Origin of the sequence: Streptomyces sp. NPDC047841 (assembly GCF_040704085.1) — a bacterium.
Taxonomy (GTDB): Bacteria; Actinomycetota; Actinomycetes; order Streptomycetales; family Streptomycetaceae; genus Streptomyces; species Streptomyces argyrophylli.
Genome location: NZ_JBEYRP010000002.1, coordinates 126,681 through 143,395 on the forward strand (window position 1 = coordinate 126,681; position 16,715 = coordinate 143,395).

A 16,715-nucleotide genomic window follows, 5' to 3' on the forward strand; every position below is an offset into this window, starting at 1 on the left:
TGTGAGGCCGTCCCCTTCCGAGGGGGCGGCCTCACGGCGTTTCACCGGCTCGGCACCCAGCCCGCCGTACCCGCCCGCCGCGCCGCCCCCGTGCGCGTCCCGCGGCCGGTTTCCGGCTAATTTGGGGCCAGCACAGCAGACATCAGGAGGTGCCGGGCCATGGCGCTCGACCAGTCCTTCGTGGGACGGACCTACCCGCCCACCGCGCCCTACGAGGTGGGCCGGGAGAAGATCCGCGAGTTCGCCGAGGCGGTGGGCGAGACCAACCCGGTGTACACGGACCCCGAGGCCGCCAAGGCGTTCGGTCACTCCGATGTGATCGCCCCGCCGACCTTCGTGTTCTCCATCACCTTCCGCGCGGCGGGCCAGGTCGTCGAGGACCCCCAGCTGGGGCTCGACTACAGCCGCGTGGTGCACGGCGACCAGAAGTTCGCCTACGCCCGCCCGGTGCGCGCCGGCGACCGGCTCACGGTCACCTCCACGATCGAGGCGATCAAGTCCCTCGCGGGCAACGACATCCTGGACATCCGCGGTGAGGTGCACGACGAGGCCGGCGAGCACGTCGTGACCGCCTGGACCAAACTCGTGGCCCGCGCGGCCGAGGAGGCGTGAGGACCCGATGACGGCGAAGATCGCCTACGACGAGGTCGAGGTCGGCACCGAGCTGCCGGCGCAGACCTTCCCCGTGACCCGCGCCACCCTCGTGCGCTACGCGGGCGCCTCCGGGGACTTCAACCCGATCCACTGGAACGAGAAGTTCGCCAAGGAGGTGGGCCTGCCGGACGTCATCGCGCACGGCATGTTCACCATGGCCGAGGCGATCCGCGTGGTCACCGACTGGACCGGCGACCCGGGCGCGGTCGTGGAGTACGGCGTCCGTTTCACCAAGCCCGTCGTCGTCCCGAACGACGACCACGGCGCCCTGATCGAGGTCAGCGCCAAGGTCGCGGCCAAGCTGGACGACAACACCGTACGGGTGGACCTGACGGCGATGAGCGCCGGTCAGAAGGTGCTGGGCATGTCCCGGGCGGTCGTACGGCTCGCCTGACGGCCCGCTTGCCGCGTGAGCGGGGCGTCCTCCTTCGGCGGGGCGCCCCTCGCGCACGCCGTCCTCCCGCACGGCTCCGCACACCCTTGACGAAGTTAGTGATTGAGCACTAACTTCGTGGCATGGCAAGGATGAGCGCAGAGGAGCGACGCGAGAGTGTCATCCGCGCGGCGACCGCCGAGTTCGCACGCGGCGGGTACCACGGCACCTCCACGGAGGCCATCGCCAAGCGGGTCGGCGTCTCCCAGCCGTACCTCTTCCGGCTCTTCCCGGGAAAGAAGGCGATCTTCCTCGCGGCGGCCGAACGCTGCGTGGAGGACACCATCCGGACCTTCGAGCGGGCGTCGGAGGGGCTGCGGGGCGAGGAGGCCCTGCACGCCATGGCGAACGCGTACACCAAGGTCATCGCGGAGCGGCCCGAGTGGCTGATGATGCAGATGCAGATGTACATCGCCGTGGCCGCCGCGGAGCAGGAGGGCGACCGGGAGTTCGGCGAGAGCGTACGGGCCGGCTGGATGCGGCTGTGGGACACCGTGCGGCTGGCGCTCGGCGCGGACGTCGACGAGACGACCGCCTTCCTGGCTCACGGGATGCTCATCAACTGCCTGGTGGCCATGGGTTTTCCGCCCGAGCACCGGGTGTGGGAGGGGCTCTATCCCTCGGCCCGGCTCACGGGTCGCCTGGAGGCGTAGGGGCCTGGCCCTGTCGTCTCGGCGGGCACGAGCATGCGCACACGCATGCCCACGAAAGTTAGTCATCAATAACTAACTATGATCCCTTGGGGGGACGATGGCACAGCAGACAGCACCACCCGTCACCGAACCGTCACGCGCGAGCGGGATATGGGCCCTCGTCATCACGAGCGTCGCCGGGTTCATGGCGTCCCTGGACAACCTCGTCGTCACCACCGCCCTGCCCTCCATCCGCGAGGACCTCGGCGGGGCGCTGGACGACCTGGAGTGGACCGTGAGCGCGTACACGCTCACCTTCGCCGTCCTGCTGATGTTCGGTGCCGCGCTCGGCGACCGGTTCGGACGCCGGCGGATGTTCCTCGCCGGACTCGCCGTCTTCACCGGCGCGTCCGGCGCCGCGGCCATGGCACCCGGCATCGACTCCCTGATCGCCGCCCGCGCGGTCCAGGGCGTCGGCGCGGCCGTGATGATGCCGCTCACGCTGACCCTGCTCACGGCGGCCGTGCCCGCGGCCCGGCGCGGGACGGTGTACGGCATCTGGGGCGCCGTCAACGGCCTCGCCGTCGCCTCCGGGCCGCTGATCGGAGGCAGCCTCACCGAGCACGTCTCCTGGCACTGGATCTTCTGGCTGAACGTCCCGCTGGGCCTCGCCGCGCTGCCGCTCGCCCGGCTGCGCCTCGCCGAGTCCCACGGCACCGGCGCCCGCCTCGACGTCCCCGGCACGCTCCTCGCCAGCGGCGGGCTCTTCGGGATCGTCTACGGCCTGGTCCGCGGGCCCGCCGACGGCTGGACCGACTCCGTGGTGCTGACCGCGCTCGGCGCGGGCGGGGCGCTGCTCGCGGGCTTCGTCGGCTACAGCTCCCGCGCGGCGCACCCGATGCTGCCCATGCGGCTGTTCCGCTCCCGGTCCTTCTCCGGGATCAACGCCGCCAGCCTGCTGATGTTCGTCGGGATGTTCGGCTCCATCTTCCTGCTCAGCCAGTACATGCAGGGCGTCCTCGGCTACTCGCCCACCGAGGCGGGACTGAGGATGCTGCCGTGGACCGGCATGCCGATGCTCGTCGCGCCCGTCGCGGGGCTCCTGTCCGACCGGATCGGCGGCCGGCCGGTCGTCGCCGCGGGCCTGTTCCTCCAGGCCGCCGGGCTCGGCTACATGGCCTGGGTCGTCACCACGGACGTCTCCTATGGCGCCCAGCTGCCCGGCCTCGTCATCAGCGGAGTCGGCATGGCCCTGTACTTCGCGCCGGCCGCCAGCCTGGTCATGGCCAGCGTGCGCCCGCAGGAGCAGGGGATCGCCTCCGGCGCCAACAACGCGCTCCGCGAGGTGGGCGGCGCGCTCGGCATCGCGGTGATGTCGTCGATCTTCTCCGCGCGGGGCGGCTACGAGTCCGCGCAGAGCTTCGTCGACGGTCTGCGGCCGGCCCTGGTCACCGGCTCGGCGGTGGTCGCCCTCGCCGCGGTCGCGGCCCTGGTGATCCCCGGGCGCCGCGGCGCCGTCCCCGCGGCCGGGGAGGCGCCCGCGCCGGTCCTCGAGACCGTCTCCCGCTGACCTGCCACCACCCCGCGAGGAGCCCGCGATGCCCACGCTTCCCTGGACCGTGCCCCACCCGCCGCCGGCCGGCGCCGAGGCGCACGTCTTCGCCTCGCGCTTCGAGACCCGCACCCTGTGGGGCGCCCTCCGCTTCCTCGTGCGCACACCGGCCGTCTGGCGGCAGGCCGGCCGCGCACCGGGCGCCTACGGGGCCGCCCTCAGGGCCCGGCCCCTGCGGCGGACCTTCTGGACCCTGTCCGCCTGGGAGTCGGCCGCCGCACTACGGGAGTTCGCCCGCTCCGGAGCCCACCGGCCGACGTCCCGCGCCCTGGCGGACCAGATGCGCGACGTCCGGTTCGCCACCTGGCAGACCTCCGCCGACGGCCTCCCGGTGAGCTGGGAGGAGGCGACACGGCGACTGACGTAGCCGTTGCCTGTGCAGGACAGCACCGCACCGCACAACGCCGCACGCGCGCGTGGACCTGTGGCCCGCAGGGGAGGTCCACGCGCGCGTGCGTGTGTTTTCGGGTGCGGGGAGGGGTGCGTGCCCGGCGGGGGCGGGAGCGCGCTGTCATGCGCGCCGCGCGGGCAGGCTGGTGCGCCACGCGCGTGGGCCTGCGGCTCGCAGGCACGTGCGCGTGCGTGCGTTTTCGGGCGTGGGGAGGGGTGCATGCGCGGCGTGGGACGGGGTGCGGCGGGGCACCGTCCGGGAGCGCGCTGCTAGGCGTGCCGCGCGGGCAGCCTGGTGGCGCCGCGCGTCGACCTGTGGCCCAGCGGGGGAAGGCCACGCGTGCATGCGCCCCGGGCGTGGGGGACGGGTGCGTGTGCGGCGTGGGAGGGGGAGTGGCAGGGCATCGTCCGGCAGCGCGCTGTCATGCGCGCCGGGTCGGCACCGGACCGGCAGGCCGGTGGTGCAGGCGGGTCCGGGTCCGTCGGCGGTCTCCTGTCGGTCGGCGTGGCCGCCGTCGGACCGTCTCGTAGTCTTGGGGCCGTGCAGGTACTCCACGACGCCCCCCTTGCCCCGCTGACCACCTTCCGGCTGGGTGGACCCGCGACGCGGCTGATGACCGCCGCCACCGACGCCGAGGTGATCGCCGCCGTCCGCGAGGCGGACGACAGCGGCACCCCGCTGCTGGTCATCGGCGGCGGATCGAACCTGGTCATCGGCGACAAGGGCTTCGACGGCACCGCGCTGCGCATCGCCACGCGCGGGGTCGAGCTGCGCGGCACCACCCTGGAGCTGGCGGCCGGCGAGGTGTGGACCGACGCCGTCGCCCGCACCGTGGAGGCCGGGCTCGCCGGGATCGAGTGCCTGGCCGGCATCCCCGGATCCGCGGGCGCCACGCCGATCCAGAACGTGGGCGCCTACGGCCAGGAGGTCTCCTCGACGATCACCGAGGTGATCGCCTACGACCGGCGGGCCGGCGAGACCGTCACGCTGACGAACGAGGAGTGCGCCTTCTCGTACCGCCACAGCCGCTTCAAGGACGACCCCGAGCGCTACGTCGTGCTCCGGGTCCGTTTCGAGCTGGAGGACGCGGGCGGGCTGTCCGCGCCGGTCAGGTACGCCGAGGCCGCCCGTGCGCTCGGCGTGGAGCCGGGGGACCGGGTGCCGCTGGCCGACGCCCGGGAGGCCGTCCTGAAGCTGCGCGCCGGCAAGGGCATGGTCCTCGACCCCGAGGACCACGACACCTGGTCGGCCGGTTCCTTCTTCACCAACCCGATCCTCAGCGACGAGCAGTTCGCCGCGTTCCACGCGCGCGTGCGCGCACGGCTGGGCGAGGGCGTCGAGCCGCCCGCCTACCCGGCGGGGGAGGGCCGTACGAAGACCTCCGCGGCCTGGCTGATCGACAAGGCGGGCTTCACCAAGGGGTACGGCAGCGGCCCCGCCCGCATCTCCACCAAGCACACCCTCGCGCTCACCAACCGGGGCGGTGCCACCACGGAGGACCTGCTCGCCCTGGCCCGCGAGGTGATCGCCGGCGTCCGTGAGGCGTTCGGCGTCACCCTGGTCAACGAGCCGGTGACCGTCGGCGTCAGCGTCTAGGAGCGGTTCCGGGAGCCGTCGGTGGCGGGCCGCGCCGCTCAGTAGGCCACCCCGACCCCCTGCTTCAGGGTCTCCCCGGAGCCGATCATCGCAAGCATGGCGTGCGCGACGTCCGCGCGGCCGATGAAGCGTCCCCGGGGCGGGAAGCCGCCGACGACGGTGCGGTAGCGGCCGGTGAGCGGCTTGTCCTGGAGCCGGGGCGGCCGTACGGACGTCCAGTCCGTGCCGCTGCGGGCCAGCTCCGCCTCCATTGCCCGCAGGTCGGCGTAGACGTCCTTGAGGACCGCCGACACCAGGCGCCGCACCCCCCGGTCCAGGGGGCCGTCGTGCGCCGGGGCCGGGCCGACCGGCGCGGCGCTCACCACCAGCAGCCGGCGCACCCCCTCCGCCTCCATGGCGTCCAGCACCGTACGGGTCAGCCGGGTGGCCACCCCGGCGTCCTTGCGGCTGCGCGCGCCCAGGCCCGACAGCACGGCGTCCCGGCCCCGTACGGCGGGCCGCAGCTCCTCGGAGCCGCTCAGGCCGCTGCGCACGACCTCCAGACGGTCGCCGGTGACGGAGAGCCGGGCCGGGTCCCGTACCACGGCGGTGACCTCGTGACCGGCGTCCAGGGCCTGGCGGACCAGCTCCCGGCCGATCCCTCCCGTGGCGCCGAAGACAGTGAGCTTCATAGTGACGTCCGACTCCCCTGGTCCGCCGACTGGTGGGTAAGTGTTCACTCATCCCTGTGGCCTCTAGGGTGGGTAGGCACTCACCCACCCGTCAAGTCCCGATCGGAGCCCCATGGAGACGAAGCCGGCGCGTGTCCGCATCCTCGACGCGGCGCACGAGCTGATGCTCACCGTCGGACTCGCCCGCGCCACCACCAAGGAGATCGCCCGCGCGGCCGGCTGCTCCGAAGCGGCTCTCTACAAGTACTTCGACAGCAAGGAGGAGCTGTTCGTACGGGTCCTCACCGAGCGCCTGCCCCGCCTCACCCCGCTGCTCGGCGGCCTCGCCGCCGAACCGGGCCGGGGCACGCTCGCGGGGAACCTCACGGAGATCGCCCGCCAGGCCGCCCTCTTCTACGAGCAGAGCTTCCCGATCGCCGCCTCCCTCTACGCCGAGACCCAGCTCAAGCGCCGCCACGACGAGGCGCTGCGCGCGATCGGCTCCGGCCCGCACCTGCCCATCCAGGGCCTGGACGCCTACCTCCGTGCCGAACAGGCGGCCGGCCGGGTCCGTGCCGACGCCGACACCTACGCCGCCGCCTCCCTCCTCCTCGGCGCCTGCGCCCAGCGCGCGTTCGCCTACGACGCCACCGAGACCGGCGCCCGCCCGCCCGTGGACGAGTTCGCCACCCGCATCGCCCGCACCCTGGCGGGCGGAATCTCCGTCGCGGACGCGCCGGGCGACCCGCGACCCTGACGCCATGAGGCACCGCTCGACCGGCTCGCCGGGCTGTTCGCCTTCGCCGCCCGCTCCCCGCACACGATCGTCCACCTGCCGCTGCTGCGCGGCGTCCCGTCCGACGAGGGCGCCGGCGAACCGGTGGACCTGCTCCTCGTCCACGAAAGCCCCGGCCTGCGCCGCCGGCTGCGGCAGGGAACCTCGCTGACCGTCCGCACCGACCCGCGCGGGACGCCGCCGTGTGGAGCGGGCGCCGGGACCGGGCACGCGTCCGCGCCGGGGCGCACCGCATACCTGGGATCGTTCCCGCCCCTGGCCGATCCGCCCGGCGGCGGGCACCCCGTCGAGATGACGGTCTGCTTCAGGCCCTGTCCGCCGTACGCCCGTCTCAGGCCGCCGGGCGCGCCAGCCAGTCGTCCACGCCGGCCAGCAGCCGCTTCCTGACCTCCTCCGGGGCGGCCGAACCGCGCAGCGACTGCCGGGCCAGCTCCGCGAGTTCCGCGTCCGTGAAGCCGTGGGAGTGGCGGGCGATCTCGTACTGGGCGGCCAGCCGGGACCCGAACAGCAGCGGGTCGTCGGCGCCCAGCGCCATCGGGACGCCCGCCTCGAAGAGCGTGCGCAGCGGCACGTCCTCCGCCTTCTCGTACACGCCGAGCGCCACGTTCGACGCCGGGCACACCTCGCAGGTCACGCCCCGGTCGGCCAGCCGCTTCAGCAGCCGGGGGTTCTCCGCCGCCCGCACCCCGTGCCCGATCCGCGTGGCGTCCAGGTCGTCCAGGCAGTCCCGGACCGACGCCGGGCCGGCCAGCTCACCGCCGTGCGGGGCCGACAGCAGACCGCCCTCCCGCGCGATGTGGAAGGCCCGGTCGAAGTCCCGCGCCATGCCCCGCCGCTCGTCGTTGGAGAGCCCGAAGCCGACCACGCCCCGGTCCGCGTAGCGCACCGCCAGCCGGGCCAGGGTGCGCGCGTCCAGCGGGTGCTTCATCCGGTTCGCGGCCACCAGCACCCGCATGCCGAGCCCGGTCTCCCGCGAGGTCGTGTCCACCGCGTCGAGGATGATCTCCAGGGCCGGGATCAGACCGCCCAGCCGGGGCGCGTACGACGTCGGGTCCACCTGGATCTCCAGCCAGCCCGAGCCGTCCCGCAGGTCCTCCTCGGCGGCCTCCCGGACCAGGCGCTGGATGTCCTCCGGCTCGCGCAGGCAGGAGCGCGCGGCGTCGTACAGCCGCTGGAAACGGAACCAGCCCCGCTCGTCCGTGGCCCGCAGTCTCGGCGGTTCCCCGCTGGTCAGCGCCTCCGTCAGCGCGTCGGGCAGGCGGACACCGTACTTGTCGGCGAGTTCCAGGACGGTGCCCGGTCGCATCGAGCCGGTGAAGTGCAGGTGCAGATGGGCTTTCGGCAGCTCAGAGAGATCACGTACACGCTCCATTCCCAGATCCTGCCGTATGTCCCCGCTGTCCCGGTAGCCGTTTCCCCTCACGTGGTCTTGCTCGCACAAAGGAACGGGGGCACCTCCGGAGATCCGGAAGTGCCCCTGTCCAGAAATGGACGACAAATGGACGACTCAGTCCCTGGCCTCCGCCAGCAGCTTCTGGACGCGGCTCACGCCCTCGACGAGGTCCTCGTCACCGAGCGCGTACGACAGCCGCAGGTAGCCCGGCGTGCCGAACGCCTCGCCCGGGACGACCGCGACCTCGGCCTCCTCCAGGATCAGCGCGGCCAGCTCGACGGTGTCCTTCGGGCGCTTGCCGCGGATCTCCTTGCCGAGCAGCGCCTTGACCGACGGGTAGGCGTAGAAGGCGCCCTCGGGCTCCGGGCAGACCACGCCGTCGATCTCGTTGAGCATCCGCACGATGGTCTTGCGGCGCCGGTCGAAGGCCTCGCGCATCGTCGCCACGGCGTCGAGGTCACCGGAGACGGCGGCCAGCGCGGCCACCTGGGCGACGTTGGAGACGTTCGAGGTGGCGTGCGACTGGAGGTTCGTCGCGGCCTTGACCACGTCCTTCGGGCCGATGACCCAGCCCACGCGCCAGCCGGTCATGGCGTACGTCTTCGCCACACCGTTGACCACGATGCACTTGTCGCGCAGCTCGGGGAAGAGCCCCGGCAGGGACACGGCGGCGGCCTCGCCGTAGACCAGGTGCTCGTAGATCTCGTCGGTGAGCACCCACAGGCCGTGCTCCACGGCCCAGCGGCCGATCGCCTCGGTCTCGGCCTCGGAGTACACCGCGCCGGTCGGGTTGGACGGGGAGACGAACAGCACGACCTTCGTCTTCTCCGTGCGCGCCGCCTCCAGCTGCTCGACCGAGACCCGGTAGCCGGTGGTCTCGTCGGCGACGACCTCGACCGGGACACCGCCGGCCAGGCGGATCGACTCCGGGTAGGTCGTCCAGTACGGCGCCGGGACGATGACCTCGTCGCCCGGGTCGAGGATCGCGGCGAACGCCTCGTAGATGGCCTGCTTGCCGCCGTTGGTGACGAGGATCTGCGAGACGTCGGGCTCCCAGCCGGAGTCGCGCAGCGTCTTCGCCGCGATGGCGGCCTTCAGCTCCGGCAGGCCGCCGGCCGGGGTGTACCGGTGGTACTTGGGGTTCTTGCAGGCCTCGACGGCCGCCTCGACGATGTAGTCCGGGGTCGGGAAGTCGGGCTCACCGGCGCCGAAGCCGATCACCGGACGCCCGGCGGCCTTCAGGGCCTTCGCCTTGGCGTCCACGGCGAGGGTGGCGGACTCGGAGATCGCGCCGACTCGGGCGGAGACCCGGCGCTCGGTGGGAGGGGTTGCAGCGCTCATGCCGCCCATCGTTCCAGACCGGAAATGAGCCCGGCACACGGGTTTCACAGACTGAACAGGAAGGGTCGAGGCGTGAACACGGGTCCGAATCCGGGCCCCGGCCAGGACGATCTCTGGCCACGCGGCCCCGAACGGGCACTTTCTGTTCGACGCCGCGCCCCGGACCACGTACACTCTCACCTCGTTGGCCTCCAGCAGCCGCCGCCGGGCCGGTGCACACCGGGCACCCGGTCGGATGCGGTACGTTGGGGGACACACAAAGGGTCGTAGCTCAATTGGTAGAGCACCGGTCTCCAAAACCGGCGGTTGGGGGTTCAAGTCCCTCCGGCCCTGCTACACACACCGCCAGGATGTGTGCGCATGTACGTACTGCAATGCACCGCCGTGCGGCTCAGAAACCGGGCGCGGCACGGCCATGACCCGGGATCAGGTGAGGATTATGACGGACGCCGTGGGCTCCATCGACACGCCTGACGCCCAGGACGAGGTGTCCGAGTCCAAGAAGAGGGCTCGCAAGGGCGGCAAGCGCGCCAAGAAGGGCCCGCTCAAGCGCCTGGCCACCTTCTACCGCCAGATCATCGCGGAGCTCCGGAAGGTCGTCTGGCCCTCGCGCAACCAGCTGACCTCGTACACCACCGTGGTGATCTTCTTCGTCGCCATCATGATCGCCCTGGTGACCGTGATTGACTATGGGCTCAACCACGCGGCCAAGTACGTCTTCGGCTGAGCCAAGAGCGAAGGGCGCCGTGGTACCGGCGCCCGTTTTCGCATGTTCCACCCCTATGTATCCAGGAAGAAGCAGCCATCGTGTCTGACCCGAACCTGAACGACGACGCCACCGAGCCCCGAGGGCTGGCCGCCGAGACGGTGGACGACGAGCTCGACATCGTCGAGGGCGCGGACGAGCAGGACGAGTTCGAGGCTGCCGAGGCCGAGGCGGGTGAGCCGGCCGAGGAGGCCGCCCTGCACGCCGAGGACGAGGACGAAGAGGCCGAGACCGACGAGGAGGCCGCCGTCGCGGAGGCCGCCGAGGAGGAGCCCGCCGCTCCGGTGGACCCGGTCGAGGCCCTGCGCGAGGAACTGCGCACCCTGCCCGGCGAGTGGTACGTCATCCACACCTACGCCGGTTACGAGAACCGCGTGAAGACCAACCTGGAGCAGCGCGCCGTCTCGCTGAACGTCGAGGACTACATCTTCCAGGCCGAGGTGCCGCAGGAAGAGGTCGTCCAGATCAAGAACGGCGACCGCAAGACGATCAAGCAGAACAAGCTGCCGGGTTACGTCCTGGTCCGCATGGACCTGACGAACGAGTCCTGGGGCGTCGTCCGCAACACCCCGGGCGTCACCGGCTTCGTCGGCAACGCCTACGACCCGTACCCGCTGACCCTGGACGAGATCGTCAAGATGCTCGCCCCGGAGGCCGAGGAGAAGGCCGCCCGCGAGGCCGCCGAGGCCGAGGGCAAGCCCGCCCCGCAGCGCAAGGTCGAGGTCCAGGTGCTGGACTTCGAGGTCGGCGACTCGGTCACCGTCACCGACGGCCCGTTCGCCACGCTGCAGGCGACCATCAACGAGATCAACCCCGACTCGAAGAAGGTCAAGGGCCTGGTGGAGATCTTCGGCCGCGAGACGCCGGTCGAGCTCTCCTTCGACCAGATCCAGAAGAACTAGAACTTTCTGGACGTACCGCTTCCGTGCAGGTCAGGTGGGCTGGTTCAGCCCACCTGACCTGCACGGTTTTCAGCCGCGCATCTATACCCGTTATCGTTGTGCGGTATGCCTGCATCCGGGTGGTCCCCGGAGGCGGGCAGGACCCGAACCGAAAGGACCCGGAGAGCTATGCCTCCCAAGAAGAAGAAGGTCACGGGGCTCATCAAGCTCCAGATCCAGGCCGGCGCCGCCAACCCGGCTCCGCCGGTCGGCCCGGCGCTGGGTCAGCACGGCGTCAACATCATGGAGTTCTGCAAGGCCTACAACGCCGCGACCGAGTCGCAGCGCGGTTGGGTCATCCCGGTGGAGATCACGGTCTACGAGGACCGCTCCTTCACCTTCATCACCAAGACGCCGCCGGCCGCGAAGATGATCCTCAAGGCCGCGGGCATCGAGAAGGGCTCCGGCGAGCCGCACAAGACCAAGGTCGCCAAGATCACCGAGGCGCAGGTCCGCGAGATCGCCCAGACCAAGATGCCCGACCTGAACGCGAACGACCTGGACGCCGCCGCGAAGATCATCGCCGGTACCGCGCGTTCCATGGGCGTCACGGTCGAGGGCTGACCCCACCCCCCAAGCAGTCATGCGGCCGTAGCCGGTCGCACGTGGCAGGGCCTGCTCGGCCCAGGGACCACGACTCCTTCAGAACACACAGGAGCAAGTTGTGAGCAAGCGCAGCAAGGCTCTCCGCGCTGCGGACGCCAAGGTCGACCGGGAGAAGCTGTACGCCCCGCTCGAGGCCGTCCGTCTGGCCAAGGAGACCTCCACGACCAAGTTCGACTCCACCGTCGAGGTCGCCTTCCGTCTGGGTGTCGACCCGCGCAAGGCCGACCAGATGGTCCGTGGCACCGTGAACCTTCCGCACGGCACCGGCAAGACCGCCCGGGTCCTGGTCTTCGCGACCGGTGACCGTGCTGCGGCCGCGGAGGCCGCCGGCGCCGACATCGTCGGCTCCGACGAACTGATCGACGAGGTGGCGAAGGGCCGTCTGGACTTCGACGCCGTCGTCGCCACCCCGGACCTCATGGGCAAGGTCGGCCGCCTCGGCCGCGTCCTCGGCCCGCGTGGTCTGATGCCGAACCCGAAGACCGGCACCGTCACCCCCGACGTCGCCAAGGCCGTCACCGACATCAAGGGCGGCAAGATCGAGTTCCGCGTCGACAAGCACTCGAACCTGCACTTCATCATCGGCAAGGCGTCCTTCGACGACACCAAGCTGGTGGAGAACTACGGCGCCGCGCTGGAGGAGATCCTCCGTCTGAAGCCGTCCGCCGCCAAGGGTCGCTACATCAAGAAGGCCGCGGTCAGCACCACCATGGGCCCCGGCATCCCGGTCGACCCGAACCGCACCCGTAACCTCCTCGTCGAGGAGGACCCGGCCGCCGTCTGAGCCCTCGGCTCAGTCCGGTAGCCGCGTCAGGTACGCGTAAAGAAAAAGGGCGGGCCCTGGAACCTCGGAGGTTCCGGGCCCGTCCTTTCTTTGTGCGACTTTTCGCACGACTGTCAGTGGCCTGGCATACGGTGCAGGCACAGGACACGCATTAGGGGTGGGAGTACATGATGAGCACGATCGTGCGCCGGGCGGCCCTTGCCGCAGCCGTGGTGGCCGCGCTGACCGGAGTGGCCGCGTGCGGCTCCTCCGACTCCGGCAAGGACGGCGGTGAGAAGGCGGCCGGCAAGACCGCGACGCACGTCAGCCCCATCGCCGCCCTGCGTTCCGCGGAGAAGTCCACCGACAAGGCCGACTCCGCCAAGGTGCGCTCCACCACGTCCATCGGCGACCTCATGTCGATGACCGCGAACGGCGCCCTCACCTGGGGCGACGGCCTCAAGGGCAACCTCACCATCACGTACACCGGCGGCCAGATGGCCGAGCTGATGAAGAAGGCCGGCACGCAGTCGATGGAGGCCCGGTACCTGCCGGACGCCTACTACGCCCACATGAGCGACACGTACGCCCAGCAGGCGGGCGGTGGCAAGCACTGGATCAAGTACTCCTACGACGACCTCGCCAAGCTTGGCGGCGCCTCCGGTTCGTACATGAAGGACCAGATCCAGAACGCCACGCCGAACCAGTCCGTGAAGATGCTGCTGGCCTCCGGCGACGTCAAGAAGGTCGGCGAGGAGACGGTCTCCGGCGTCCACACCACCCACTACTCGGGCACGCTGAACGTCGCCGACCTCGCGGGCAAGACCAGCAACCTCAGCGCCGAGCAGCTGTCGGCCCTGAAGAAGCAGCTCAGCCAGGCCGGCGTCACCACCGACAAGGTCGACATCTGGATCAACGACCAGGACCTGCTGGTGAAGAAGACCGAGAAGGCGGACACGGCCAACGGCGCCATGACCAACACGTCCTTCTACACCGACTACGGCGTGAAGGTCACCGCCGAGGCGCCCCCGGCCGGCGACACCAAGGACTTCGCGGACATGATGAAGTCCGGCGGCACGCTGACGGGCGGCACCGGCGCGACGTCCTGACCGGACGCCTCCGCGAGGCCCCCGGCCCCCCGGAGGGCCTCCCGCCCGGACGGCGGAGGCCAGGGAACACTCGACGGCCTCTCTGCAGAGGCCCACTCGCCCCGGCTGGGGGCTGCGGCTGCGGCTAGCTCATCTGAGCCGTGGTTTCCCGGCAGAGGCCTACTTGTCCGGGCCGGGGTTGCGGCTAGGGGTCGCTCGTCCACGCCGCAGCCTCCCGCTGTGCGGCGCCCGCTCTGGCAACACGGTCTTCCGTCCTTAGCCCGATCGCCCGGGCCGGGGCTGCCGGCGTGGATAGCTCGTCCGAGCCACGGCCTCCCGTCGCGCGGCCTCCCCGCGCGCGCCGTGGCTTCCCGGCAGGAGCCCGCTCGTCCGGGCCGACGGGGGCTGCGGCTGCGGCAGCTCGTCCGAGCCACAGCCTTCGTTGCGCGGCCTGCCCGCTCGCGCGGGCCGGGGCTGCGGCCACCGGTCGTTTACCCGAGCCTCGACCTCCCGTCGCGTGGCCTGTCCGCGCGCGTCATGACCTCTCAGCCTTGGCCCCCTCGCCCGAGCCGGAGGCTGCGGCCACGGGCCGCTTGTCCGAGCCCGGGCTCCCGTCACGGCCAGCTTGCCCGAGCCACGGCCTGCCGCGCTTGACCCGCTTGTGGCGCCGGGGGCTGCGGCCATGGATAGCTCGCCCGAGCCATGGCCTTCCGTCGCGGTGGCCCGCCCGTACCCGCCACGGTCTCCCGCAGGGGCCCGCACGGCCGGCCCCGATCTCCCGTCACAGCGCGCCCGCACGCGCCGTGGCCTCCCGGCAGAGCTCCGCTCGCCGAGCCAAGGCATGCCGTCACAGCCCGCCTTGCCAGGGCCTGACCGCTCGCGCCGAGGCCTGCTCGCCCGGGTAGAGGCATGCCAGCATGCATCGTTAGCCGGAGCCACAGCCCGCTGTCGCAGCCCATCCCCGCAGGAACGCGCTCCCCCGAGCCAAGGCTTCCCGTCACCGCTCGCCCCCGCAATAGCCCGTTCGCGCCGTGCCCCTCGCAGAGGCTTGCCCGCGCCGAAGGCTGCCGGCACGCACAGCCAGTCCGGGGCACGGCCCGCCGTCACAGCCCGCCCCCGCGGAGGCCCGCCCGCCCGACCTAAGGTCTCCGTCACAGCCTGCCCCCGCAAACCCCCGCCCACCCGAGCCAAGGCCCGCCGTCACAGCCCGCCCCGCTAACCCCCGCCCGCCCGTCCGTCCGAGCCAAGGCTTCCCGTGACAGCCTGGCCGTATGCGCCGCAACCCCCGGAGGGACCCGTTCGCGGAGCCCGTTGCCCCGGGTGGAGCGGTCGTAAACGGTCGATTTGCTCGGAGGAGGCCGTGTCCCGTACTCTCTCCGAGAAGCCAAAGACCGCTGGTCGTTGCCGCACGCTCGAACGAGGGTGCGGTGGCCGAAGGATCCGCTGAAAAGTGGGCGACCCGCGCAGGTGACAGTGGAAGAACTCCCGGAGTGCGCGCGCCGAGCGCGTGTGCGGCCGGTCGAGTCCGCCCCGTGCACCTGCGCCGGGGCGTTTCGTTTTACCCAGTCCTCCTTCGGGTCCGCGCGGTCCGAATCACCCGGAAGGAGGCCGAGGCTCTATGGCGAGGCCCGACAAGGCTGCCGCGGTTGCTGAGCTGACGGACAAGTTCCGCAGCTCCAACGCCGCCGTGCTGACCGAGTACCGCGGTCTCACCGTGGCGCAGCTCAAGACGCTGCGCCGGTCGCTCGGTGAGAACGCCCAGTACGCCGTGGTGAAGAACACGCTGACCAAGATTGCGGCCAACGAGGCCGGGATCACGCTGGACGACCAGCTCTTCGCTGGTCCGACGGCCGTCGCCTTCGTCACCGGTGACCCGGTGGAGTCGGCGAAGGGTCTCCGTGACTTCGCCAAGGACAACCCCAATCTCGTCATCAAGGGCGGTGTCCTTGACGGCAAGGCGCTGTCCGCCGACGAGATCAAGAAGCTTGCGGACCTCGAGTCCCGCGAGGTTCTGCTCAGCAAGCTGGCCGGTGCCTTCAAGGCGAAGCAGTCCCAGGCTGCCTCCGTCTTCCAGGCGCTGCCGTCGAAGCTCGTCCGCACCGTGGACGCGCTGCGCGCCAAGCAGGCCGAGCAGGGCGGTGCCGAGTAATTCGGCTCGCTTTCTGACCCGCGCCAACGGCGCGGGTCGCAGCGGGCCGACGTACGCCCGCCTTACCCAGTACATCCGGCACCTGCCGATTTGAGTGGAAGGACCGCCATCATGGCGAAGCTCAGCCAGGAAGACCTGCTCGCCCAGTTCGAGGAGATGACCCTCATCGAGCTCTCCGAGTTCGTGAAGGCCTTCGAGGACAAGTTCGACGTCACCGCCGCCGCTGCCGCGCCGGTCGTCGTCGCCGGTGGTGCCGCTGGTGGCGCCGCCGCCGAGGCCGAGGAGGAGAAGGACGAGTTCGACGTCGTCCTCACCGGCGCCGGCGAGAAGAAGATCCAGGTCATCAAGGTCGTGCGTGAGCTGACCTCCCTGGGTCTGAAGGAGGCCAAGGACCTCGTCGACGGCACCCCGAAGCCGGTCCTCGAGAAGGTCAACAAGGAGCAGGCCGACAAGGCCGCCGAGGCCCTCAAGGGCGCCGGCGCGTCCGTCGAGGTCAAGTAAGACCTTCGCGACCGCCGAAACGGCCCCGTAGGGCTGTAACGCGAACGCACCGAAGGGCGATCATCCATCCGGGTGGTCGCCCTTCGGCGTTCCCCGGGGTCCGGCTGGGCTGCCTTGCACCTCTGTTCGTGAGGGGTAAGGTGATCTTCGTCGTGTCTCCCGATGCCCCGGTATCGGCAAGGAACCCTTGACGAACCGCACGCAGCGCGCAATTCTCAGGACGCGTCGTCACAAGGATCCGAATCCGAGGCATGGATCGGCGACGAAGAGGGCAGTATCAACGTGCGTTGAGGGCAGGCATGCCAAGGGCGTTGAAGAGGGCGTTGAGGGCAACGAGGGTCTTCGAAAACCCGCACTGGACATCAGTGTGCCAAGTGGCTACACTGACCCTTTGCGCTGCCTG

At 71.2% G+C, this 16,715-nt stretch carries 17 protein-coding genes and 1 tRNA gene; 15 read left to right on the forward strand and 3 right to left on the reverse strand.

Annotated elements, in window-relative coordinates:
- Positions 1-159: 159 nt before the first annotated feature.
- The 6 genes from AB0947_RS03145 to AB0947_RS03170 all read left to right on the forward strand — a co-directional run bounded on the left by AB0947_RS03145 (position 160) and on the right by AB0947_RS03170 (position 5,318).
- Positions 160-612 carry a MaoC family dehydratase N-terminal domain-containing protein gene (locus AB0947_RS03145; protein WP_171153719.1) on the forward strand — a complete coding sequence of 151 codons (453 nt, stop codon included), beginning with the start codon at positions 160-162 and terminating at the stop codon, positions 610-612.
- Positions 613-619: 7 nt separating this feature from the next.
- The gene (locus AB0947_RS03150; RefSeq protein WP_171153717.1) at positions 620-1,048 is read left to right on the forward strand and encodes a MaoC family dehydratase; all 429 of its coding nucleotides are present in this window, start codon (positions 620-622) and stop codon (positions 1,046-1,048) included.
- A 122-nt stretch (positions 1,049-1,170) separates the two neighbouring features.
- Positions 1,171-1,740 carry a helix-turn-helix domain-containing protein gene (locus AB0947_RS03155; RefSeq protein WP_366748544.1) on the forward strand — a complete coding sequence of 190 codons (570 nt, stop codon included), beginning with the start codon at positions 1,171-1,173 and terminating at the stop codon, positions 1,738-1,740.
- A gap of 97 nt (positions 1,741-1,837) precedes the next feature.
- On the forward strand, positions 1,838-3,289 hold the full coding sequence (locus tag AB0947_RS03160; RefSeq protein ID WP_366748545.1) for an MFS transporter: 1,452 nt from the start codon (positions 1,838-1,840) through the stop codon (positions 3,287-3,289).
- Positions 3,290-3,317: 28 nt separating this feature from the next.
- On the forward strand, positions 3,318-3,698 hold the full coding sequence (locus AB0947_RS03165) for a DUF3291 domain-containing protein (RefSeq protein WP_366748546.1): 381 nt from the start codon (positions 3,318-3,320) through the stop codon (positions 3,696-3,698).
- 564 nt (positions 3,699-4,262) lie between these two features.
- The gene (locus AB0947_RS03170) at positions 4,263-5,318 is read left to right on the forward strand and encodes a UDP-N-acetylmuramate dehydrogenase (protein WP_366748547.1); all 1,056 of its coding nucleotides are present in this window, start codon (positions 4,263-4,265) and stop codon (positions 5,316-5,318) included.
- Positions 5,319-5,356: 38 nt separating this feature from the next.
- Here the strand turns inward: AB0947_RS03170 and AB0947_RS03175 are convergent, their stop codons facing one another.
- Positions 5,357-5,989, reverse strand: coding sequence for an NAD(P)H-binding protein (locus AB0947_RS03175; RefSeq protein ID WP_366748548.1), 633 nt, complete (start codon positions 5,987-5,989; stop codon positions 5,357-5,359).
- Positions 5,990-6,101: 112 nt separating this feature from the next.
- Between AB0947_RS03175 and AB0947_RS03180 the strand changes: the two genes are divergently transcribed.
- The gene (locus AB0947_RS03180) at positions 6,102-6,725 is read left to right on the forward strand and encodes a helix-turn-helix domain-containing protein (RefSeq protein ID WP_366748549.1); all 624 of its coding nucleotides are present in this window, start codon (positions 6,102-6,104) and stop codon (positions 6,723-6,725) included.
- 370 nt (positions 6,726-7,095) lie between these two features.
- Here the strand turns inward: AB0947_RS03180 and AB0947_RS03185 are convergent, their stop codons facing one another.
- Positions 7,096-8,136 carry an adenosine deaminase gene (locus AB0947_RS03185; RefSeq protein WP_366748550.1) on the reverse strand — a complete coding sequence of 347 codons (1,041 nt, stop codon included), beginning with the start codon at positions 8,134-8,136 and terminating at the stop codon, positions 7,096-7,098.
- Between the two features lie 135 nt (positions 8,137-8,271).
- Positions 8,272-9,498 carry a pyridoxal phosphate-dependent aminotransferase gene (locus AB0947_RS03190; protein WP_366748551.1) on the reverse strand — a complete coding sequence of 409 codons (1,227 nt, stop codon included), beginning with the start codon at positions 9,496-9,498 and terminating at the stop codon, positions 8,272-8,274.
- Positions 9,499-9,758: 260 nt separating this feature from the next.
- Between AB0947_RS03190 and AB0947_RS03195 the strand changes: the two genes are divergently transcribed.
- The 8 genes from AB0947_RS03195 to rplL all read left to right on the forward strand — a co-directional run bounded on the left by AB0947_RS03195 (position 9,759) and on the right by rplL (position 16,312).
- Positions 9,759-9,831 (forward strand) — tRNA-Trp (locus AB0947_RS03195).
- 106 nt (positions 9,832-9,937) lie between these two features.
- Positions 9,938-10,225, forward strand: coding sequence for a preprotein translocase subunit SecE (secE, locus tag AB0947_RS03200; protein ID WP_014674349.1), 288 nt, complete (start codon positions 9,938-9,940; stop codon positions 10,223-10,225).
- Between the two features lie 80 nt (positions 10,226-10,305).
- Positions 10,306-11,166: a transcription termination/antitermination protein NusG gene (gene nusG / locus AB0947_RS03205; protein WP_366748552.1), complete on the forward strand. Its 861-nt coding sequence runs from the start codon at positions 10,306-10,308 to the stop codon at positions 11,164-11,166.
- Between the two features lie 168 nt (positions 11,167-11,334).
- Complete coding sequence (rplK, locus tag AB0947_RS03210) at positions 11,335-11,769, forward strand: 50S ribosomal protein L11 (RefSeq protein WP_030345386.1); 435 nt, start codon at positions 11,335-11,337, stop codon at positions 11,767-11,769.
- Positions 11,770-11,869: 100 nt separating this feature from the next.
- Positions 11,870-12,595: a 50S ribosomal protein L1 gene (gene rplA, locus AB0947_RS03215; RefSeq protein ID WP_366748553.1), complete on the forward strand. Its 726-nt coding sequence runs from the start codon at positions 11,870-11,872 to the stop codon at positions 12,593-12,595.
- A 167-nt stretch (positions 12,596-12,762) separates the two neighbouring features.
- A complete protein-coding gene (locus AB0947_RS03220) occupies positions 12,763-13,683 on the forward strand; it encodes a hypothetical protein (RefSeq protein WP_366748554.1) in 921 nt (306 codons plus the stop codon).
- A gap of 1,597 nt (positions 13,684-15,280) precedes the next feature.
- Complete coding sequence (gene rplJ / locus AB0947_RS03225; protein ID WP_030641169.1) at positions 15,281-15,811, forward strand: 50S ribosomal protein L10; 531 nt, start codon at positions 15,281-15,283, stop codon at positions 15,809-15,811.
- A 111-nt stretch (positions 15,812-15,922) separates the two neighbouring features.
- Positions 15,923-16,312: a 50S ribosomal protein L7/L12 gene (gene rplL / locus AB0947_RS03230; RefSeq protein WP_366748555.1), complete on the forward strand. Its 390-nt coding sequence runs from the start codon at positions 15,923-15,925 to the stop codon at positions 16,310-16,312.
- Positions 16,313-16,715: the final 403 nt, after the last annotated feature.